Genomic DNA, 24,078 nt, shown 5'->3' on the forward strand with positions numbered 1-24,078 from the left:
ATCAGTTTGATCTTCGCCCCTTTGCTTTCTCTGCTCGCTTATATAATCTTTGCGCCCTTTGCTGCTTTGTGTCTTTGCGTGAAATGTACTAGGTTTGTTATATAGTTTAGTCTAAACATCGTTCCTTTGGAAAATCTGGCCGTAAAGAAAGTATTTGATTTCAGTTTACTACGACGCATCTTCACATTTGCGGCGCCTTACAAGCGGGCATTGTACCTGTCTGTGGCGATGACCGTAATTTTCGCCGTTATTTCCCCGCTGAGGCCCTACCTGATCCAGGTTACTGTTGATAAATACATCGCCAACCAGCTCATGAAGATGCTGGTGACCGTAACGATTGTACAGATCGCTTTACTGGCGGTGGAAACCGTGGTCCGGTTTTACTTTTCGTACCTGACCAACTGGCTGGGACAGTCCGTCGTGAAAGACCTGCGGGTAACGGTATACAAGAAGATCGTACACCTGAACCTGGCGTTTTTTGATAAAACACCGATCGGGACGCTGACCACCCGTACCGTGAACGACATTGAAGCGATCAATGATGTGTTTTCAGAAGGGATTATCTCTATCGTGTCTGACCTGCTGACCATTCTGGCGATACTGGTGGTGATGTTCATTGAAGACTGGCGCCTGACGCTGGTGAGCCTGTCGCCTTTCCCGATATTGATTTTTGCGACTTATGTGTTTAAGGAAAGCGTGAACAAGTCCTTCTACCGGGTGCGGAATGCGGTATCAGCGCTCAATGCCTTTGTACAGGAGCATCTGACCGGCATGGTGGTGGTGCAGGCGTTTACTTCCGAAAAACGGGAGTTTGCGCGTTTTAAGCATATCAACAAGGAGCACCGTAAGGCGAATATCGACGCCATTTTTGCGTATTCTGTGTTTTTCCCGGTGGTGGAAATCATCCTGGCGATTTCGCTGGGGCTGATGGTGTGGTGGGGTTCCAACAAGGTATTGAATTATGAAGTGACGCAAGGGGTGATGATCGCGTTCATTATGTACCTCAACATGCTGTTCCGTCCGCTGCGTATGCTGGCGGATAAGTTCAATACCCTTCAGATGGGGATGGTGGCCAGCGAGCGCGTGTTCAAGATACTGGACAACCAGGATTACATTCCGGACAGGGGCCATGAGAAAGGCAATAAGATGAAAGGCGCCATTACTTTTGACCATGTGCATTTTGCGTATGTGGATGACCGTTATGTGCTGAAGGATATTACTTTCCACGCTAACCCCGGGGATACCGTAGCGATTGTGGGGCACACCGGTTCCGGTAAGACAACCATTATCAGTATCCTGAACCGGCTGTACGAAATTCAGAAGGGCAGTATTAAGATCGACGGCATTGAGCTGCCGGCTTATTCGCTGGAGGCTTTACGTAGCAGGATAGGGGTGGTGTTGCAGGATGTTTTCCTGTTTTCCGGCTCTATCTACGATAATATTACCCTGCATAACAAAGCTATTACACGGGAGCAGGTAGAGGAGGCGTCGCGGCTGATCGGGATTCATGATTTCATTATGCAGTTGCCCGGGGGATATGACTACCAGGTGATGGAACGGGGCAGTACGCTGTCTTTGGGTCAGCGGCAGCTGATTTCCTTTGTGCGGGCGTTGTTGTACGATCCGGCCATTCTGGTCCTTGACGAAGCTACCTCTTCCGTAGATACCGAATCCGAGATGATGATCCAGCAGGCCATTGATAAACTGATAGCGGATAGGACCGCGGTGATTATCGCCCACCGGTTGTCTACCATCAGCAAGGCGGATAAAATTATCGTGCTGGACAAGGGGGAGATCAAGGAGATGGGCACCCACGAGGAGCTGCTGAAATTGGAGGGGTTCTATTACAAGCTCCACAGTATGCAGTTCAATGCGAATAAGGTATAGATCCGGGGAGCGGGGGACAGGCTTCCGGCACGCAGGCGTGTAAGTTCAATGCCAATAAGGTATAAATCCGGGGGGCCGGGAAAAGTTCGGCCTGGCAAGGCATAAATCCGGCCGGTTGGGGATGGGCAGAGATTGCCTGAAGAAGGAAAAATTCGCCCAACGAGGTGTAAACCAGGCGCAGACTGGTGCTGCTGCGTTCTTATCGCAGTTCCGGCCGGGACCATTAGATGATAAAAAAATATATATGGCAGATCGCTGAAAGATCTGCCATTTTTTATGTTCTTTTCTTAAAGGGCGGCTGGCGTTTGGGGATGATTTAAGACATTGATTATCAATATATTTACATTATATCCATCATTTTTTCCATAGTCGCTGAATTTTTGAGACAAAATCGTTTATCTTTGCGCAAAATTTCAGAAAACGGTGATTTCTTTCAGTAAGTTCAAACACGGAGTGGTAGCACTTGTGATGGCTTTAGGCCTTCACGGTTTTGGTAATTTTGCCTATGCAGCGCCTGCAGAGGGTGCGGAACATGCAACAGAGGAGCATGTTCATGAAGCAGAAGCTACAGAACCTAAAAAATTTGATGCGAAGGAAGTAATTCTCGGTCACGTTAAGGATGCCTATGACTGGCACTTTTTCAGCATCGGTGAGTCACACTACACTATACCGCTGCCGGTTATCATTTATAACCCGGCACGCGGGCTTTCTGTATTTTCCGCTTCTCATTTCCATCATGGCCATGAGGCGTATGAGGGTTACCGTATCGTGAACGCACACTATCTGCATGAGAAAGGTCTGGACCCTGCCCAGTTCATTGAAGGCAGGATCATCGCAGTGGATGGCAACGACATGCCTTCCGGTGAGAAGATCTACGATTTCTCCATGACGAAGAACGTTACTTCCATGCTGATTGCGGCTATCCTGCTGATCGTGCTGATGCTGAACGTTGCGAAAGCTTACCGTGTGCGTGGCTCCAAAAAGGCGCCCAAAGGCTTCCAGAGCCTGGTAGAGCCGGTGATCATCTTCATGCGTGACGAAGTAGTAAAACCAAACATTCCCGGTAAAAAAGCGGAGAAATATACGCCGCTGATCCTGACCATATTTTTCTTTATTCTGATCAACAACCTGTTGGGCCTGTTACCGGGTTCTGCCAACGTAACCGGTAATATCGCGGTAACTGCAGCGCTGGCGCTGATCAGCTTTATTGCTACCATGTTTGCTACCAACAAACATTTCTGGGGTCACATTTTTAATCCTCCTGTGCCTTTTGGCGTAAAATTCATCCTGGCTCCGGTAGAGCTGATCGGTGTATTTACCAAGCCGGTTTCCCTGATGATCAGGTTGTTTGCCAACATCCTGGCTGGTCACATTATCATTCTGAGTATCATTTCCCTGGTGTTTATATTTGGTTCCCTGAACAAAACAGCTGGTTACGGCTTCCTGCCGATCACGATTGTGTTTAACATCGTGATGATGATGCTGGAGCTGCTGGTAGCATTTATCCAGGCGTTTATCTTTGCCAACCTGACAGCGGTGTTTATCGGTCAGGCGATGGAAGGTGGACATGACGACCACCACTAATCATTTAGTAATTTCTTAAATACAAATACATATTCATTATGGCACTTTTGACTGTTTTATTGCAGGCTGCTGCTGCATCTGGTTTAGCTAAAGCTGGTGGTGCTGTTGGTGCTGGTATCGCTGCTATCGCTGCAGGTATCGGTGTAGGCAACATTGGTAAAAGCGCTCTGGAGTCTATCGCTCGTCAACCGGAAGCTGCTAACGACATCCGTGCAAACATGATCCTGGCTGCTGCGCTGGTTGAGGGTGTTGCCCTCTTCGGTGTAATCGCTGGTCTGCTGGCGGTAGTTCTGTAAGCCAAACTTTTTACTGCATCCGGCGCACAGGGCAATGGATGCAGTAATCTTTCATTTCGGCATTTTATTATTTGGAGATTTATTGATCTCTCAATTGCTGAAATCAGTAAATGTCTAAATATCAAAATAAAAAATAATAAAATTCAAATAACATGGATCTGTTGCTCCCCGCGTTAGGTTTGTTTCTGATTTCATTTGTGATCTTCGTCATCGTATTCCTGGTGCTGAAAAAATTTGCCTGGACTCCGATCCTCGCTGTTTTGAAAGAAAGGGAAGGTTCTATCGCAGACTCCATCGCTTCTGCTGAGAGAGTAAAAGAAGAGATGGCGCAAATGAAAGCTGAGCACGAGCACGTACTGGCTGAAGCGAAAGCTGAAAGAAGCAAAATTCTGAAAGAGGCGAAAGACGCGAAAGACGCGATCATCAGCGAAGCGAAAGCGCAGGCACAGGCTGAAGCCAAAAAAATCATCTCCGAAGCTTACACCGCTATCGAAAACCAGAAAATGGCTGCGTTAACGGATGTGAAAAACCAGGTAGGCACCCTCGTGATCGAGGTAGCTGAGAAAGTACTGAGAAGAGAACTGTCTGACAAATCAGCACAGGAATCTTATGTGAAACAACTGGCCGGAGAAATTAAACTGAATTAAGAGATTAACTGTCAGCCTCCGGCAACACCGGAGGCTGACGGCTAAAAGCTATAAGCATATATGCAGAATCCCCGTTTAGCATCAAGGTATGCGAAATCATTGATTGACCTGGTCCAGGAAAAGGGCCAGCTGGAAGCGGTGCAGAACGACATGCTGTTCCTGCAGCAACTGGTGAAGTCCAACCGCGATGTGGTGAGTTTGCTGAGAAGCCCGATCATCAAGGCGGATAAAAAGCAGAAAATCATGGCCGCCATCCTGGAAGGCCGTGTAAGCGCTACCACGCTGGCTTTTATCAACCTGTTGGTCAATAAGGCGCGTGAAGCTTTCCTGCCGGAAATTGCAGTGGAATACACCCGCCAGTACAACATCATTAAAAATATCAGCATGGTGAAGATCACTACGGCGGTAGCGCTGGACAACGCTACCCTGGACACGATCCGTCAGAAAGTGGCCAGCGAGATACCGCAGCAGGTACAGCTGGAAACTGCCGTGAATGCAGACCTGATAGGTGGTTTCGTACTGGAAGCCAACGACAAGCTGTTCGACGCTTCCGTAGCGCGCGACCTGCACGATATTAAAAAACAATTCAGTCAGAATATTTACGTATCCGCGATACGCTAAATGAAAACAGCAGCCGCTGCGTACACGCAAAGCTGTTGTCGTTATACTAACTTTTTTAACGACTTTTTTTAAAAGCATAATTATGGTTGATATTAAACCTGATGAAATTTCGGCGATATTACGCCAGCAGTTAAGCAACTTCAATGCTTCTGCCGATCTCGAAGAGGTGGGTACAGTATTGTCGGTGGGTGACGGTATCGCCCGCATCTATGGTCTGGGAAATGTGCGTTATGGTGAACTGGTTGAATTCGGTAACGGTGTAAAAGCCATCGCATTGAACCTGGAAGAAGATAACGTAGGTGTGGTATTGATGGGTGAGTCTCAGGATATCAAAGAAGGTGATAAAGTACGTCGTACCGGCAAAATCGCTTCCATCAACGTAGGCGAAGGTCTGGTAGGCCGTGTGGTAAATACACTGGGCGAACCTATCGATGGTAAAGGCCCTATCTCTGGTGAACTGTACGAAATGCCGCTGGAACGTAAAGCTCCGGGCGTACTGTACCGCGAACCGGTAAAAGAACCGCTGCAGACCGGTATCAAAGCGATCGACGCGATGATCCCTATCGGCCGTGGCCAGCGTGAGCTGGTGATTGGTGACCGTCAGACTGGTAAAACTGCCATCTGTATTGACACCATCATCAACCAGAAAGAATTCTACGAAGCAGGTAAACCTGTATTTTGTATATACGTGGCTGTAGGTCAGAAAGCATCTACTGTTGCGGGTGTAATGAAAACTTTACAGGAAGCCGGCGCTATGGCTTACACTGTGATCGTTGCCGCTTCTGCATCTGAGCCTGCTCCGCTGCAGTTCTACGCTCCGTTCGCCGGTGCTGCCATCGGTGAGTTCTTCCGTGACAGCGGCCGTCCTGCCCTGATCGTATACGATGACCTGTCCAAACAGGCCGTTGCTTACCGTGAGGTGTCCCTGCTGCTGAAACGTCCTCCCGGCCGTGAAGCTTACCCTGGTGACGTATTCTACCTGCACAGCCGCCTGCTGGAACGTGCAGCGAAAATCATCAACAACGATGACATCGCCAAGCAGATGAACGACCTGCCTGAGTCTATCAAACACCTGGTAAAAGGTGGTGGTTCCCTCACTGCATTGCCGATCATCGAAACACAGGCGTCTGACGTATCTGCCTATATCCCGACAAACGTAATCTCCATCACCGACGGTCAGATCTTCCTGGAAGGTAACCTGTTCAACGCCGGTGTACGTCCTGCGATCAACGTAGGTATCTCCGTTAGCCGTGTGGGTGGTAACGCGCAGATCAAATCCATGAAAAAAGTATCCGGTACCCTGAAACTCGATCAGGCGCAATACCGCGAAATGGAGGCCTTCTCCAAATTCGGTGGTGACCTGGACGCTGCTACCAAAGCAGTTATCGACAAAGGCGCCCGTAACGTGGAAATTCTGAAACAGGCACAGTTTAGCCCGCTGCCAGTGGAAAAACAGGTAGCCATGATCTACCTGGGTACCAACGGCCTGCTGCGTGACGTTCCGGTTAAACAGGTACGCGCCTTCGAAGAAGCTTTCCTGAACGAAATGCAGGTACGCCTGCCTGACGTATTGGGCGAGTTCAAAAAAGGTAACCTGCCGGAAGATGGTATCAAAAAAATGATTACCCTCGCTAATGAACTGAAACCCCGTTTCATCTAATACAGCTTTTAATCCTTTTTATAAAGAAGCCTCTGCCAATAATACGGCAGAGGCTTCTTTCTTTATAAGCCCCCATCGCAGTTATATAAAAAGATAGCATATAAAAAATATACATATTATTAATATTCAGTCTGTTACGAATTTTTTTAACGTAGATTTTTTTTATTAATTGATCCGGCCGTTTTATATTTGGTTACAAGGCAATTAAACCTGACCAAGATCGTATCAATGTTTTTGCCCCGTTCATAACCTTTACCGCCCTTTAGACGAATAGTTTTCATTCCGGTTTTTTCTATTTACTGTAAGTGTTACTGGTTGCATGTGAGAAGCTATGACTGTTTGTGTCCCGGCCAGAGATACTCCGTCTAAATGCATTGTCTATGGATGTATGTCTACGTTTGTTCCTGAGCGTGGTAAAGAAAATGATCCGCGTCCGCCCGGACGCATGGCATTTCGTTTACGCCTGCCTGTTATTGTCCCTTTCTGCCCGTGCGCAGTTTACTATTACGGAAAACTTCAAAGGTAGTTCCGCCGGGAATGTGACGCTTGGTGGCGCCGCCAAACTTACCTCCGGTGGGGATGATCCCGCCGGGCAGGGATGGCTGCGGCTCACGGAAGACGTGGGCAACCAGGTGGGCTACGCCTTTGTGAACGCCGGTTTCCCGTCTACCCTCGGGGTACTGATGGACTTTGAATACGTAGCCTGGAGGCGCACCAATCCGGGCCTGGGGGGTGGTGACGGCTTCTCCGTGTTCCTGTTTAATGACAATATTACCGCGGCTACCTTCAGCCTCGGTTCCAGAGGCGGCAGCCTCGGATATGCACAATCTACCTCCACCGGCAATACCGGTCTGGCGGGTGGTTATGTAGGCGTGGGCATCGATGAATATGGCAACTACGCCAACTGTAGTGAAGGCAAATCCGGCGGTGTATCCGGCAACTGCGGCACGCTTTACCGTGACTATATCTCCGCCCGTGGCCCGTCCCCCACCTACAGTTACCTCGGCGGCAGCTCCGTCGGTACCTCACTCGACTATGATGTGGTGACGAGTACGCGCCCGACCGCCGCACAGTTTTACCGTCGTGTGCAGGTGACCATCCTGCCCACCGGCACCGGTCAGTACACCCTCACCGTAAAATCCACCAACGTACAAGGGGGAACGCTGCAAACGTTGTTCGGCCCCATTACCCTGACCTCCCCGCCACCGGCACGCATGAAGCTGGGCTTTGCCGCTTCTACCGGCGGCGCCTATAACCGGCATGAAGTAAGAAACCTGATCATCACCACGCCGGGTAATATCCGTATACAGAAACTGGTGGATAAACCCATTGCCAAAGTAGGAGACGCGCTAACCTATAAGGTGACGGTCCACAATGAAACCACTTCCGCGCTCACCGGCCTGCCACTGCAGGACGTATTTTCACCGGCCGGCGGATTCAATATTTCCAATGTCACTTTTTCCAATGATGGTTTTGCAGGCAATACCGCCACCGGCTATACGAGCACTAATTTTTCCAATGCCACGCTGAACATGCAGGCCAGCAGTACCAGTACCTTTACTGTCACGGGAACGGTGGCTTCGATGCCACCGGGCAAAGTACTGACCAACAAGGTATGGGTGACGCCATCGGCCACCGGTATCACCGACCCCGACGCGTCGAACGACACCTCCAGTGTGTCTACCAATATTATAGCACCCGACCTGGCCATTACCAAGACCCATAATGGCAACCTCAGGAAAGGACTCACCGGAAATTATGTGTTAAACATCGCCAACAGCGGGGTGGATGCCAAGCCGGATGTCAGCCAGGTGACGGTGACAGATGTAATCCCCACGGGACTCACGATCAACGGGACACCTACCGGCACCGGATGGACGATCAACGTCTCGGGTGCTACGGTAACGGCTACACGTCAGGATGCCCTTGCTGCCGGCGCCTCGTACCCGCCTGTTACCATCCCCGTGAAAGTGTCTGTCGGCGCGCCTGACAGCGTCACCAATACCGCTACGGTGGCTAATGCCTATGAAGCAAATACGGCTAACAATACAGCCACAGATAAAGTAGATACCCGCCGTAATATGGACCTGCAGGTGGTATCTTCTGTATCTCCGCCCAACAAACAAGGATGCCTGAATACGCCTTACAACATCCAGATCAATATCCGGAACAATGGTCCTGACTCGGCCGTGAATGGAAAATTCAGCTTCAGCGTACCGACTGCCATCAACAATATTTCGCTGGTGAGCCGCACGATTACCGCCGGTAGCGGTTCTTTCGGTGTGGGCAGTTCTATCAGCAACATCGGTTATACAGATTCTGTTACCCTGACAAGCGGTGGGGCGGCTACCTATATTTTCTCCGTCACCGTTACCACCCAGGCGCCCGCAGATCTGGCCATCTTCGAAGCCAGCCTGCTGCGCTCCGCCACAGACCTGGATACAGATGCTTCTGATCCCACCGTGGCGGTGCCTACCAACCCTAATCATGAATGTGATGCAGCGCCTTCCGGCGGTGGGTGTAACAACATCCTGCGCGACACCACTTTTGTGCGTAACAAGCCCACGCCTTCCAATGCTGGTACTGATCAGGCGGTATGTAACGTTACTTCTGCCACGCTGAACGGCAACAATCCGGTTACCGGCACCGGCACCTGGCGGCAGCTGACAGGTCCCAATACCGCTACCATCGCGAATCCGAAAATGGCGAACACAGGTGTCAGCAACCTTATAACAGGCACCTATACTTTCGAATGGGCCATCAACAATGGCAGCTGCGCTGCCTCTGCTGACACCATGCAGCTGAGGGTAGATGCGCCGCCCAGTCTCCCTATTGCGGGTCCTGACCAAAACCTTTGCAGCGCTACTACCACTACAATGGCTGCTACGGCGCCTGTAGTTGGCACCGGTGGCTGGCGTCAGTTGAGTGGGCCTAATACAGCCGTCTTTGCAGATACCGCCAGCAGCAATAGCGCTGTCAGCGGCCTGGTTACCGGTAGTTATGCGTTTGCATGGACGACCCGCAACGGCTCCTGTCCCGCGCTGGCAGATACCGTACTGGTGACGATCAATACACCAGGACCTGCTGCCAATGCTGGTCCTGACCAACAGCTGTGTAACGCGACCGGCACTACGCTGGCCGGTAATGCCGCAGCCCCGGGCATCGGTACCTGGACACAGATCGCAGGTCCCAACAATGCAACTATCGTCAGCCCCAATCAGAACAATACTGCATTGCAGAACCTTACACCGGGCGTTTATCAGCTGGTATGGACCATCCGCAACGGCGCCTGCGCTGCTACTGCCGATACAGTGCAAATCACAGTGTATGCACCGCCAACAACCGCCAATGGAGGGCCCGATCAAACCAAATATAACAACGGTCTCTTCACGATGAGCGCCAATGCGCCTGTCAATGGTGTCGGCAACTGGGCGGTGGTAAGCGGTACTGCTGCCGTAGCATCCAACAACGATCCTAATACGAACGTAACGCTGCAACCGAATACCAGCGCCACGCTTACCTGGACCATCACCAACGGCAACTGCCCGCCCTCCGTGGATACGGTAGTGCTGACTTTCAGACGGCAAGCCGATCTGAAAATCACCAAATCAGATGCCGGTAATACCTACCAAACCGGTAGCCCGCTCGTATATACGCTGACGGTAGAAAATCTTGGCCCCTCCGATGTTTCCGGCGCCAGCATACAGGATGTGCTGCCAGCATTGATGAGTAACCCCACATGGACGGCTGTCACCACCGGTGCAGGCGTAACAGTCAGCGCCACCTCCGGCAGCGGCTCCCTTATCAAAATAAATGTAAACATCCCTTTCGCTGCGGGTAACAAAATAGTAGTCACTGTCAGAGGCACAGTGGCCGCCACCGCCAAAGGCGGGGATGTGATCGAAAATATGGGCGTGCTGGCTTTTCCTGCTGATACACCGGACCCTGACCAAAGCAACAATACGTCTGCTGTAACCGGTACGGTGCCTAATAATCCGCCTATAGCGGTGAACGACCAATACACCACCCCGCGCGACGTGGCAGTGAGCGGCAACGTGCTGACCAATGACAGCGACCCTGAAAGCCAGCCGCTAACGGTAACGACTACACCGGTTACGCCACCGACGCATGGACAGGTAGTACAACGCGCTGATGGCACATTTACCTATACCCCCAATCCCGGCTTCACCGGTACAGATTCCTATGTGTACCAGGTGTGTGATAACCAGGGCGCCTGCGCCACGGCTACCGTTACCATACAGGTAACTGCTGCGGTGACTGACCTTGTGGTGACTAAAACAGCCACACCGGCCAGCGCTGTGGCTGGTCAACCGCTGACCTATAAGATCACCATTACCAACAACGGTCCGTCTACCATTCAGCCCAATGAAATCATTACCGTTGCAGATTCCATCCCGGCAGGATTCCTGGTAGGCAGCTTTAGTGCTTCCGAAGGAACATATGATCAGGGAAGTCAGCAATGGACCGGACTCACGATGCCTGCCGGAAAATCAGTTGTCCTGACTGTATTTGGAAGGGTTGCATCTCAATTCACCGGCAGCAGTTTGCGTAACGTAGTTTACCTCACCCCGCCCGCCGGAGATGTAGATCCCGGCGTTGATAGTGCCTCTGTGGTAACACCGGTGAGCAGAAGCGTGGAAGTGACGGTAGACAAAACCGATAATACCCCATTGTATGTACCGGGTACTACTACGCAGTACAAAATCACTGTCGTTAATAAAGGCCCTTCTGATCTGACAGGAGCTACCTTCCGCGACCCGCTGCCGGCTGGCATTACCGTTGCTTCATGGACGGCTGTTTCTCCTGACGGGGCACAACCGGCTATCTCCGGTAACGGTGCTATTGATCAACCGCTCAACATTCCGGCAGGGTCAAAAATCGTTTATACGTTAACGTTAAATATTCCGTCCGGCTTTACCGGTGCGCTCGTGAATACCGCCACCGCAACAGTTCCTGCCGGTTATACAAACATCAATCCTGCCGGCAATACCGCTACGGATACAGATGATCCGGACCTGCAATACAATATTACCGTATCTAAATCCGGCCCGGCGCAGGCCATAGCAGGAGACAGCATCACCTATCAGCTGCAGATCAGTAACAGCGGTCCGTCTGACCTGGTCAATGCTACTGTGGCAGATATTTTACCGACGGTGATCCAGAATGCAGCCTGGACGGTAGCAGTGCAGGGTAGCGCTACCGCCGCAAGTACTTCCGGTACCGGTAATGTGAACTTTACCGGCAGCATTCCTGCCGGTAGCGGCAATAGTATCCTTGTCACTATCAAAGGGCTCATTAATTCCGCCGCCACCGGCAGCTTTAGCAATACCGCCACCGTCACACCGGCTGGAAAAACACCGGTGTCTTCCAATACTGTAAACACCGTTATCAACAACAGAACGGGGCTGACCCTCTCCAAAGCAGGACCAGCTTCCGGTACTGTGGTGGCGGGCAACAGTATCAGTTATCTCATCCGGCTGACCAACGCTGGTCCTTCTGATGCCAACGGCATCGTATTACAGGATGCGGTTCCTGCCAATATTCAGAATGTTACCTGGAACGTGACTACGCTGGGTACCGCTTCTATGGCTGCCGGCGCACCGGTATCCGGTATCGGTAATACCGTAAGGACGACTGTAAATGTTCCTGCCGGTGCGGGCAATGTCGTACAGGTACAGGTTAACGGAGAGGTAAACGCCAGCGCCACCGATACGCTGATAAATACCGCCACCGCAACTTTAGCGGGCATCGATACCGCTACGGCCACCAGCAAAACCGTTGTCCTGACAGAACCGGGACTGCAGGTCCGGAAATCCGGCCCGGCTGCCGTTAATGCCGGTACCCCTATCGTATATACGATCACGGTAGGTAATACCGGTCCGTCTGATGCGGTGAACGCCACCATTACAGATCTTGTAGGCCCTAACTCCATCCGCAATGTCAGCTGGACAGCGACAGCTTCCGGTGCAGCGGTGGTGAACAGTGGCGCTACCGGCACCGGTAACAGCGTAAGCGTGAATGCAAACATTCCTGCCGGCGCCAATAATGAAGTGACCATTACCATTACGGGTACCGTAATGAGCAGCGCCACCGGTAGTACAATTAATACAGCTACCGTTACCATTCCTGGCAAGCAGCCTGTGAACTCCAACGAGGTGGTGACCACCATCGGGCAACAGCCAGGGCTGGTGATCACCAAACAGGGGCCTGCCAGTGCTACGGCTGGCGGTACTCTGTTATATGTATTGAAATTGACCAATACCGGTCCGTCTGACGCTTATAATGTGGCTTTTGCAGATACTATCGCCGCAGCGGTACAGAACCCGGCTATTAGCGCCACTGCTTTCGGAAATGCGAAGGTAGACTCCAAAGATGTGACCACTAATATTGCGCACGTAGTAGCCGATCTGCCCGCGGGAGACAGTAACTATGTATTGATACTGATAAGCGGTAAGATAGATCCTGCCTTCTCCGGCCAGATCAGAAACCAGGGCACTGCAGATGCCGGCGGCGGACATACAGCTGTTTCAGAAGTGGTAGTAACGACTGTCAGCAATGTGCCAGCGCTTGAACTGAGTAAGAGCGCGCCCGACACGGTAGCTGCGGGGCAGTCACTGACCTACACCGTGACCGCAGGCAATCATGGTTTATCTGATGCCAAAGGCGCGGTGATTACCGATGCGGTGCCGACCGGGCTTACCAATGTGAGCTGGACCGCCACAGCCGCCGGCCGTGCGGCTGTTACCGCAGGCGCCGCCGGTACGGGTAATAACATCCAGGTGACCGGGGACATTCCTACCGGTAACGATCATACGATTTTAATTACGATTACCGGCACCGTTTCACCGTCTTTTACCGGTGTGCTTACCAACTATGCAACGGGTACAGCAGGCGGACGACCTCCGGTGATATCTGATACCGTGAATACTGTGGTGCTCAATAAACCACAATTGCAGATCAGTAAGTCTGCTCCTGCCACTATATCGGCCGGAGGCCAGATCACCTATGTGATCACGGTGACCAACGCCGGTCCTTCCGATGCGCAGAACGTCAGCATCGCGGATGCGGTGGACACAACGGTGCAACATGTACAGTGGCAGGCCACTGCCTCCGGTGGTGCGGTGATCAGCAGTGGGGCTGCCGGCAGCGGCAATCAGACGCTGGTGACAGCTAATATTCCGGCCGGCGCCGGCAAAGTAGTGGTGACCATACAGGGTACAGTGAACCCCGCAGCAGCCGGCACATTGAGCAATGTGGCCACCGCAGGAGCTACTGGTCAGCCTACCGTAAAAACAGAAGTATCAACACAGGTACTCAATAATCCGCAGATAGCCCTCAGCAAAACAGGTCCCGCGCAGATCAATGCCGGTGAACAGATCAGCTACCGGCTGGTAGCCACCAACTATGGCCTGTCTGACGCCCGTAACCTGAAGATCCAGGACGTAGTGCCACAGCAGATAACCAACGTCAGCTGGACGGCTTCCGTGGCGGCCAATGGTGCTGTACTGACCGGTAATACCGGTACAGGCAATAATATCCTGGTGACGGGCAACCTGCCGGCAGGTACCGGTAATCATATATTCGTTGACGTTACCGGCACCGTAGCGCCGGGGTATGTGGGCGTACTGCGCAACAGCGGATATGTTGCCATGCAGGCGAAAGACACCGTGCAGAGTGATACTGTGGTAACTACTGTTCAGAATAAACCATCGTTGCAGATTGTGAAGACAGCGCCTGATACGGTAGCTGCAGGCGGCGCTATCACCTTTACGCTGACCGTCACAAACCCTGGTCCGTCAGACGCTACCAGTGTAACCGTGACCGATGCTGTACCGGCATTTGTACAGAACGTAAGCTGGTCTGCCGAGGCAAAAGGAAGCGCTACGCTGCAAACCACCAGTGGTACCGGCAGCAACAATGTCCCCGTTACCGGCACACTGCCGGCGGGTGCAGGTAATGCCATTATTATCACTATTCACGGCACCGTAGATCCGGCCTTTACCGGTGATATCCCGAACATGGCACAGGCCACTGCCGCCGGTCAGCCATCGGTAAGTTCCAATACCACTACCACGCATGTGGTGAAACAGGTGTCGCTCGCCGTTATAAAAGCCGGTCCTGACAGGATTGCTGCGGGAGCACATATTGCTTACCTGATAGGCTTCAGGAATTACGGTCCGTCCAATGCTACCGGGGTGCAGTTCCGCGATACCGTACCTGCTGCCATCCATAATGTAACATGGGAAGTGATCGGGTTGGGCAATACCGTGATTACTGCCGGCCAAAGTGGTACCGGCAACCCGATTGCGGTGACTGCCGATATGCCTGCCGGTTCCCCGGTCAGCAGTGCATTGGTGGTGGTGCAGGGTACCGTAGACGCCAGTTATACCGGCCCGGCGCTGGTGAACGTAGCGCATGTGTCATCTGCTGACCAACCAATACCTGCCCGTGATACGGCGGTGACTACCATTTACAACGAGGCGAAACTGGATATTGTGAAGAGTGGTCCTGGTAAGGCATTTGCGGGAGATTCGATAAAATACACCATCCATCTTACCAATAGTGGTCCTTCCGACGCGATGAATATTGCTGTCAATGACGTGATAGATCCGGCCATCCTGCAGCCGGTATGGACAGCTACAGCCACCGGTACGGCCAGTGCAGGCGTTGCCAGCGGCACCGGTAATGTGACACTGACCGGTAATATTCCTGTAGGCGCAGGCAATGGTATTGATATAACGGTAACGGGTACACTAAATCCGGACTTTACCGGCACCAGCCTGTCCAATACAGCTACCGCCGCTATCAGCGGGCAAACGCCGGTGACCTCTACTGTAAATACCACCGTAGGCCGCAGTGGCAGTCTCCGCGTGGTGAAGAGCGCACCAGGCAGCGCCGCCGCAGGCTCCAATATCACCTATGTACTCACTGTACGTAATGCCGGTCCTTCCAACCTGAAAGGTGTCGCTATCCATGATGCGATACCATCCAATATCCTGCAAGCCACATGGACGGCTGTTTCTACAGGACCTAATACCGTAGTGTCTGTAGGCGGCGGCACTGGCAATGTAGATCTGACCGCAGATATGGCTGCTGATACCAGCAGCGTTATCATCACGGTGAAAGGAAGAATAGATCCGTCCACTGCCAACGGTACCAATATCAGCAATACTGTTACCGCAACGCCGCCGGCAGGAGTGGATAACCCGCAACCGGTCAGCGCTACCGCTATCACTGCTGTAAGTCGTCAGGCCGACCTGGTCATGGTGAAATCCGGTCCGGCCAATATCAACGCGGGTCAGGATATCACCTATCAGTTGCAGATCACCAACCGCGGGGAATCCGATGTAGACGATGCCGTGATTACGGACGTTGTACCATCAGGTATTATTATCAGTGGCGCTACAGCCACCGCCACCGGCAATGCTGCCGCCGCTGCGCCGGCGATCACCGGTAACACCGTTACTCTCACGGGAGACATCGCTGCCGGCAATGGCAATAGCATATTGGTAATCATCAAAGGAACCGTAGATCCGTCTGCTACCGGCACTATCAGCAATACTGCTACTGTGACGCCGCCGGCAGATGTGACAGAAACTATTCCGGCAAATAACAGCAGCAGCATCTCCACCGTCATCACCACGGATGTAGGTGTACAGGTTTCCAAGTCCGGCCCGGCTTCCGTGAACGTGAACGACCCGATCACCTACAGTATCGTACTCACCAATAATGGTCTTTCCGATGCTACCGGCATGACCATTACAGATGCTGTGCCGGCTGATATTTCCGTCAACAACTGGACGGCCACCGCTACCGGCAATGCCAGCGTAACGCCGGCCAGCGGTACCGGTAATAACATCAGCCTCTCGGGTATGCTGGGCGGCAGCAGCTCAGGTACCATCACCATCACGGTGAATGGCATTGTAAGAACCACGGCAGCGGCTACCATCACGAATACCGTCGTGGTAGAGGCAGGAGGTACAAAAACCAGTTCCGTGGTGACTTCTGTTAACAAGTCTGTGGACCTGCGTATCAGCAAGTCGGGTCCGACAACCATGTTTGCCGGAGAGGCGATCGACTACCTGCTCACGGTGACTAATAACGGTCCGGCCGACGCTATGGGGGCTGCGATCCAGGATGTGGTGCCTGCCGGTGTGATGAATGTAACCTGGACGGCAACCGTTGCAAACGGCGCCGCCGTTACCAGCAACAGCGGCAGCGGTAATAACATCTCCCTGAACGCAGACATACCAGCTAATAGCGGGGAGGTGACCATTCATGTAAAAGGTATTGTAGATCCGGCCTTCACCGGCACGCTGGTAAATACAGCTATCGCCACACCTCCGGCGGGGGTGACCGATCCGCTGCCAACCACCGCTACTGTGAACACGGTAGTGACCGCCGCTACAGGCATCACTATCGTGAAATCCGGTCCGGCCAATGTAGTGGCGGGTAACGGTATCACCTATACGCTGTTGGTCCGTAACAACGGACCATCCAATGCTACCGGCGTTGTTATCCGCGATACCATCCCATCCGGCGTAGCGAACGTAAACTGGCAGGGAGTGGCAACGAATGCCACTATCACCGGCGCGGCTTCCGGTACAGGCAATGTAATCCTGACCGCAGATATTCCTGCAGGCGGCGCCGTAACGGTGACCATCAACGGTACCACTGATCCAACGTTCAACGGCATCATCAGCAACCGGGCCGTTGCCGGAACAATATTGAGCAATACCGTAGACACCCGTATCAACAATACGCCGGGACTGGTGATCACCAAATCCGGTCCGGCTAGGATTGCCGCGGGCAGCAATATTTCCTATAGTATTTCAGTGGCCAATAACGGTCCGTCTACCGCCGTAGGCGCTACTGTCAGCGACGTGCTGCCACAGGAAGTGCAAAACGCCACCTGGTCTGCTACCGCCGGCAACGGTGCAGCAATCACCGGTGGTAACATCACCAATGGCAGCGGTAACGTCAGCTTCAAAGCAGATATTCCTGCCGGCGGTACCATCATGGTGATGGTCAACGGGCAGACAGATGCCGCGGTATCGACCGGGACCATCACGAACGTAGCAGCCATAACACCGGCCAACGGTATACCGGTAACGGATACCGCACAAACAGTCCTCACACAGCTGAGCAAACTGCGCGTGGTGAAAGCAGGCCCTGACTCCGCCGCGGCCGGTAGCAGGATCGCGTACACCATCGATGTGTATAACGACGGTCCTTCCAACGCTGTCAATATGCAAATCGCTGATGTGCTGCCGGTGCAGCTGCAACAGGTTACCTGGTCAGCCACTGCCGCCGGCGCTGCTACTATCAATGGCGGCGATCTGAAGGACCAGCCTGGTAATGTGGCCCTGACAGCCAGTGTGCCACAGGGAAGCGGCCATTCCATACATATCATCGTGAGCGGTGTCTTACAAGCTTCCTTTGCAGCTACCGACACCATAGGTAATACGGCAACGGCTACACTGAATAATGTCACCACGTCATCCAACAGGGTGATTACCATTGTATACAACAAGGCGGCGGTGCAGCTCAGCAAGTCCGGTCCGGCTACCGTAGCCGCCGGAGGACATATCAGCTACAACCTGGTGTTGAGCAATGGCGGTCCGAGCGACGCGGCCAATATCCAGGTGAGCGATATCCTGCCGCCACAGTTGCTGAATCCTGTATGGTCTGCTACCGCCTTTGGTGCGGCAGTAATACAAGGAGGCAACGTATCTGATCAAACCGGTAATGTGGCCCTGACAGCGGGAGTGCCTGCGGGCGCCGCCAACCGCGTTGTTATCACGATAGAAGGGGACACCGATCCGGCGCTGACAGGTACTGTCACCAATACCGCCAGCTATACTTTCGGCGGCAATACCGTGCCTACTCCGCCGGTGGTGACAACGGTTACCTCGCAGACAGCGCTGCGGCTCAGCAAATCCGGTCCGGATACACTGGCCGCAGGCAGCACCATTACCTACACGCTGCAAGTCACCAATAGCGGACCATCCAATGCTGCGAATGTGACGATTGCCGACGTCGTCCCTGCCGCGGTAACGAACGTAACATGGACTGCCGCCGCTACCGGCGCTGTTGTTCATGGAAGTAGCAGCGGTACTGGTAATAACATCAGCATTAACGCAGATATACCGGCAGGCAGCGGGCATAGTGTATTGGTGACAGTTACCGGTACCATCGCTCCCAATGGCAGCGGTATCGTGAAGAATACGGCAACGGTGTCCAACAGCACCGGTGTGGTGGCACAGGACAGCGTGCAAACGCAGCTGGTACAACAGCCGGGTGTGGTGTTCACCAAATCCGGTCCGGAAGAAGCTGCCGCCGGCAACGATATAGTATACACCCTGAATCTCAGCAACACCGGCCCTTCCGATCTGCTGGAAGCGACTGTTACGGATATCATCCCGTCACAGGTAAGAGCGGTGTCCTGGAAGATCATCACACAGGGTGCTGCCTCCCTGGCTGCGGGTACACCGGTATCCGGTACTACGCAGCAGCTCTCCTTTAAAGCCAATGTGCCGGCCGGTGCTGGCAACAGCATACAGGTGATCATCACCGGGGTGATAGCGCCCGACTTTACCGGTACAATAGAAAATACAGCACAGACGACAGATAATAACGGTCAGCTATATCCGTCATCCGTTACAACAACCGTCAGCAATGAGTCGCAGTTGTCGCTCACCAAAACCGGCCCGCAAAATGCCGCTGCCGGAAGTACCATCACCTATGTGGTAACGGCCACCAACCTGGGCCCGTCCAATGCGAAAGGCATCCGCATTACCGATGTGGTGCCTGCCGGCGTCACCAACGTCACCTGGCAGGCCACCGGCACCGGTGCCGCGACTGTTACCGCTAATGCCACCGGCAGCGGTAATAATGTGAATGTGACCGGAAACATCGACGCCGGTGCGGGTAACAGCATCCGGGTGATCATCAATGGACGGATAGCCAGCAATACGGCTTCAGGAGGCATCTCCAACAGCGCGCTGCTGACGACTACAGACGGTCGTCAGGTGCCCAGTGATACCGTGTCCACCAGCATTATCAGGACCAATACCGTGGAACTGGTGAAAATAGCGCCGGCCAGGGCTGCCGCAGGCGACAGTATCCAGTACGACATCATCGTGTCTGACCCGGGCGTGAGCGACCTCAGTAAGGTAACCGTACAGGATATCATACCAGCTACCATTACGGGAGTACGCTGGACTACCGCCGTAACCGGCGCGGCGCAGGTGCTCAGTGGCGGTAGCGGTACCGGCAATACGGTCAACGTTACTGCAATGATACCTGCCGGTGGCGACAATATGGTGCATATCGTGGTAAAAGGAAAGATAAACCCTGTCTTCGCCGGAGTACTCACCAATAACGCCACCGCCACTGCGGAAGGCAATACCTTCAACGCATCTGCCACTACTACGGTGCAGCGGAACCTGGACCTGGCCATCGCCAAATCCGGCCCGCCAACCGCCAGCAGCGGCGATACCATCCACTACGTGCTCACCGCCAGGAATAATGGCCTGGCTGCGGGTGATGGCGCAGTGATAACGGACGTATTACCAGCAGGGATAAACGACATCGAAGGGGTGGTGCTCACCGTCAGCGGTGGCGCAGGTAACGTCCGGGTGAATGTGAACAATCGTACGGTAACGGCCACTGTCGGCACGTTCCCGGCAGGCGGCGAAGTAAGGCTGAGCATCAGCGGGGTAGCACCGGGACCGGGCACTTTCAGCAATACTGCCACTATTACCGCCCCCAATGGCGCGATTGATACCAACCCGGCCAACAATACCAGCGGAACAATTGTTACAAAAGTGGAACAACGGCTGATCCTGAAACTGGCTGACCTCCAGTTGAAAAAAGTGCTGATGAACAACGGGCCGTTGCAGACAGGCGGTAAGGCCGTATTCCGGGTAACATTGACCAATGCGGGACCGGATTCAGCACAGACTATCGTGGTGAGGGATACGCTTACCGGTAACCTCGATCTTATAGGTGGTATCAATGTGAGCGCGGGCATCACCCGTTATGACGCGGTGTCCAGAATTGTAGTATGGGAAGTGCCGGTGCTGGCATCCGGACTAACAGCTACCATGGAGCTGACCGCCCGCATCAACAGCAACGGTACCGTGGTGAATGCAGCGACCGCTACCAGTGCTGTTAAGGACCCGGACCTGTCTAACAACACTGCTGTTACCCAACCCGTAACGGTATCCGGTGATGATATTTTCATCCCCAACGTGATTACGCCGAACGGCGACGGCAGGAACGATCGATTTATGATCATCGGTATCTCGCGTTACCCCAACTCATCGCTCTTTATCTATAACCGCTGGGGCAACCAGGTATATCAATCTAAAAACTATCAGAACGAATGGGATGGCCATGGATTAAGCGAAGGCACTTACTACTATGTACTGAAGCTGAGAACAGCAGAAGGTGGCGAAAGGTCTTACAAAGGATGGATAGAATTGATGCGGTAATCAACATTAAAAACCAGTCCACACATATGACAAAGCGATTTTTATTACTTGTATGCGGCTGCATCGGGCTATTGACAGCCACTGCCCAGCAAAACGTGCAGTTCAGCCAGTATGTGTTCAATGGCCTGAGTGTAAACCCTGCCTATGCAGGATACAAACAGGATTGGTATCTGAATGCGATATACCGCCATCAGTGGGTGGACTTCCCGGGAGCGCCCACCACGGCAGGCATCTCCATAGATGGTCTCACCAATGCCAAAGATGAAAGGGTAGGGGTGGGCGCACAGGTGATGCTGGACAAACTGGGGCCGCAGGAAAACCTGTCGGCCTACGGGTTTTACTCCTATCGTATTCCATTGGACCCTGAAGACACCCGGCGCCTGTGTATCGGCATCGGTGGCGGTATCACCCAGTACAGCATAGATGGCACGGCCTTAAAATATGTGGACGACCTGGACCAGGCCATCCCGCTGGGCAAAACGTCCAGGATAGTGCCGGACGCGCGTTTCGGGGTATATTACTATACGCCTAAGTTTTACGCCGGCGTATCCGTGATGGACCTGTTCTCGCTCTATTCCGCGAACATCAACTACTACTGGGGTGGATACAACTACAATACGTTGAAGAAAACACAGCACCTTTACCTGACTGCCGGTTATATGCTTAACCTGTCCGAAAATCTCAAATTAAAACCGTCCCTGATGGTGAAAGAAGATTTTAAAGGGCCGACCAATGTGGACCTGAATGCTTTCCTGCTGATTGCCGACCGGTTATGGGTAGGGGGATCTTATCGTACCGGTGTGAAACTGTGGAACAAACCGGCGCTGTCCAAAGACCTGGAGCAGCTGGACGCTGCCAGTGTACTGGTAGAGTTTTATGCCACACAGCAATTGCGTATTGGTTATGCCTACGATATTACGGTCAGCAAAATGGCCAGCTATCAGCAGGGATCACATGAAATCTCTGTAGGCTTCCTGTTCAACAGTAAAAAATATGAATCCCGCACCCGTAGCCCAAGGTACTTTTAAAATATTGCAGGCATGAGAAAACCACTGATCCATTATTTTACCACCGGCATACTGTTTTGCATCACCCTGACGGCCGCCGCCCAGGAGCAGCCATCGATCAGCAAAACAGCGGATATCCGCTTCCGCAGGGAAGAATATGCACAAGCGGCAGGACTATACGAAAGGTTGTTACGTACCCGGGAAGGCCGCAAACATGCAGCGGAAATAAAGCAGCGGCTGGCCACTTCCTACCGGTTGTATAACCAGTATGAGAAAGCCGCCTACTGGTACGCCCAGCTGTTGCAGGACAATACCGCTACGCCCGAAGACCGCCTGTATTATGGCGACATGCTGAAGAGCCTCGGCCGCTACGATGAAGCCAGGCAACAATACAGCCAGCACCCCGACCCGCAGCGGGTAGCCTCCCGCATCGCCGGATGTGATTCAGCAGCGAGGTGGCAAGGGCTCCCCGGAGCGGTGAACCTGAGAAATGAAACGGGTGTCAATACCGGTAAAAATGACTGGGGCACCACCTGGCATGGCAATCATGTAGTTTTTGTGTCTGACAGCGTACGCAGAAATGTGTGGTACATCAAAGGGACACGCCGTCGTTATGGCCGCAACAATGCGGGTTATGGCAAGTTGTATGAAGCAACATCAGGACAGTCAGGCATCGGCTACGTGAAAGATTTTTCATCCGTGATCAATAATTATCCTTACCACGTAGGGCCGGTTTGTTTTACACCCGCTGGCGATACCGCCTATGTGACCGTTACCGATCCTGCGCGCCGCGTACCTTACGACAAAAAGGAGCGGCCGGTGTATGGCACACGGCATCTGAAGCTGCTGGTGTTTGTAAGACAGCAGGATAAATGGCAGGCGCCGGTGCCGTTTCCCTATAATAGTAACGACTACTCGATAGGGCATGCCGCACTCAGTGAAGGGGGCAATATCCTGTATGTTGCTTCTGATATGCCCGGTGGTAGTGGTGGTACCGATATCTGGTATTGTGAAAAACAAGCCGACAACAGCTGGGGAAAACCACAAAATGGAGGACCGGAGCTGAATACCGCAGATGATGATGCGTTTCCTGTCACGGGAGCCGGTGACAGGCTGTATTATGCGAGTAAGGGCAAAGCCGGTTTAGGGGGCTATGATGTATTTGCTGCCAGCGGTAACAAGGCGGCATGGACCACGCCGGTAAACCTGCTGCCTCCTTTTAACTCCAGTGCGGATGATTTCTACTATGTGCCGCAAACCAGCCGGGAAGGCTTTATCTCTTCCAACAGGCCAGGCGGCCGCGGCGGCGATGACATCTATAGCTTTAACCTGCCGCCTGCGCTGCCGGAACTACAGCCGTTGCCGGTACCACTGTTACGTATACCCCTCACCGTTGATATCTGCGCACATACCGCCACCTGCGTTTATCTGTATAACAAAACCAGGGGGATGGGATGGTGTTACATGATTATGCCGCCATCAGAGAAGATAGAAGCAAAGCTGGAACCAGACGCAGAATATGTTATCCGCGTACATTACCCCGATCATATAGAGAGTGTGGAGTTTGATACCAAAAATATGAACGAAAACACTCCGATCAATAAATCTATTTGTCCCACGACGCCTGCTGTGAAAGAAACAACACCGTACCCTCCAAAGGGACATGGTCATCCACCTAAAAAGAAACGGAAGAAGTAAGCATGCCACCATCGGTGTCTGCATATGCCCCAACTATATATCGTCGCATTCGCCTGCATAAAACGCCCGAAAGGTTTTGTGCAGGCTTTTTGTTTTTATAATAGGATTATAATCAATTTATTATAAAATGATTTTAAGATAATTTTGTTTACATTGTAA

Annotated in this window: 9 protein-coding genes; all 9 read left to right on the forward strand. The window is 52.7% G+C overall.

The window, feature by feature from the left end; all coding sequences use genetic code 11:
• Nucleotides 1–126 precede the first annotated feature (126 nt).
• The 9 genes from B5D63_RS17990 to B5D63_RS18115 all read left to right on the forward strand — a co-directional run bounded on the left by B5D63_RS17990 (nucleotide 127) and on the right by B5D63_RS18115 (nucleotide 23,919).
• Nucleotides 127–1,887 carry an ABC transporter ATP-binding protein gene (locus B5D63_RS17990; RefSeq protein WP_078670144.1) on the forward strand — a complete coding sequence of 587 codons (1,761 nt, stop codon included), beginning with the start codon at nucleotides 127–129 and terminating at the stop codon, nucleotides 1,885–1,887.
• A 423-nt stretch (nucleotides 1,888–2,310) separates the two neighbouring features.
• Nucleotides 2,311–3,471 (forward strand): F0F1 ATP synthase subunit A, encoded by a 1,161-nt coding sequence (gene atpB, locus B5D63_RS17995; protein WP_078670145.1) that lies wholly within the window; start codon nucleotides 2,311–2,313, stop codon nucleotides 3,469–3,471.
• Between the two features lie 38 nt (nucleotides 3,472–3,509).
• The gene (atpE, locus tag B5D63_RS18000; protein WP_078670146.1) at nucleotides 3,510–3,767 is read left to right on the forward strand and encodes an ATP synthase F0 subunit C; all 258 of its coding nucleotides are present in this window, start codon (nucleotides 3,510–3,512) and stop codon (nucleotides 3,765–3,767) included.
• Nucleotides 3,768–3,919: 152 nt separating this feature from the next.
• Nucleotides 3,920–4,414 (forward strand): F0F1 ATP synthase subunit B, encoded by a 495-nt coding sequence (atpF, locus tag B5D63_RS18005; protein ID WP_078670147.1) that lies wholly within the window; start codon nucleotides 3,920–3,922, stop codon nucleotides 4,412–4,414.
• 60 nt (nucleotides 4,415–4,474) lie between these two features.
• Complete coding sequence (atpH, locus tag B5D63_RS18010) at nucleotides 4,475–5,035, forward strand: ATP synthase F1 subunit delta (protein ID WP_078670148.1); 561 nt, start codon at nucleotides 4,475–4,477, stop codon at nucleotides 5,033–5,035.
• Between the two features lie 82 nt (nucleotides 5,036–5,117).
• A complete protein-coding gene (gene atpA, locus B5D63_RS18015) occupies nucleotides 5,118–6,695 on the forward strand; it encodes a F0F1 ATP synthase subunit alpha (protein WP_078670149.1) in 1,578 nt (525 codons plus the stop codon).
• Nucleotides 6,696–7,075: 380 nt separating this feature from the next.
• Complete coding sequence (locus B5D63_RS34680) at nucleotides 7,076–21,214, forward strand: T9SS type B sorting domain-containing protein (RefSeq protein ID WP_143312959.1); 14,139 nt, start codon at nucleotides 7,076–7,078, stop codon at nucleotides 21,212–21,214.
• Between the two features lie 26 nt (nucleotides 21,215–21,240).
• Nucleotides 21,241–22,242: a PorP/SprF family type IX secretion system membrane protein gene (locus tag B5D63_RS18110; RefSeq protein WP_078670368.1), complete on the forward strand. Its 1,002-nt coding sequence runs from the start codon at nucleotides 21,241–21,243 to the stop codon at nucleotides 22,240–22,242.
• A gap of 12 nt (nucleotides 22,243–22,254) precedes the next feature.
• A complete protein-coding gene (locus B5D63_RS18115; RefSeq protein ID WP_078670150.1) occupies nucleotides 22,255–23,919 on the forward strand; it encodes a tetratricopeptide repeat protein in 1,665 nt (554 codons plus the stop codon).
• The last annotated feature ends 159 nt before the right edge of the window (nucleotides 23,920–24,078 follow it).

Source organism: Chitinophaga eiseniae (assembly GCF_900167135.1).
Taxonomy (GTDB): Bacteria; Bacteroidota; Bacteroidia; order Chitinophagales; family Chitinophagaceae; genus Chitinophaga; species Chitinophaga eiseniae.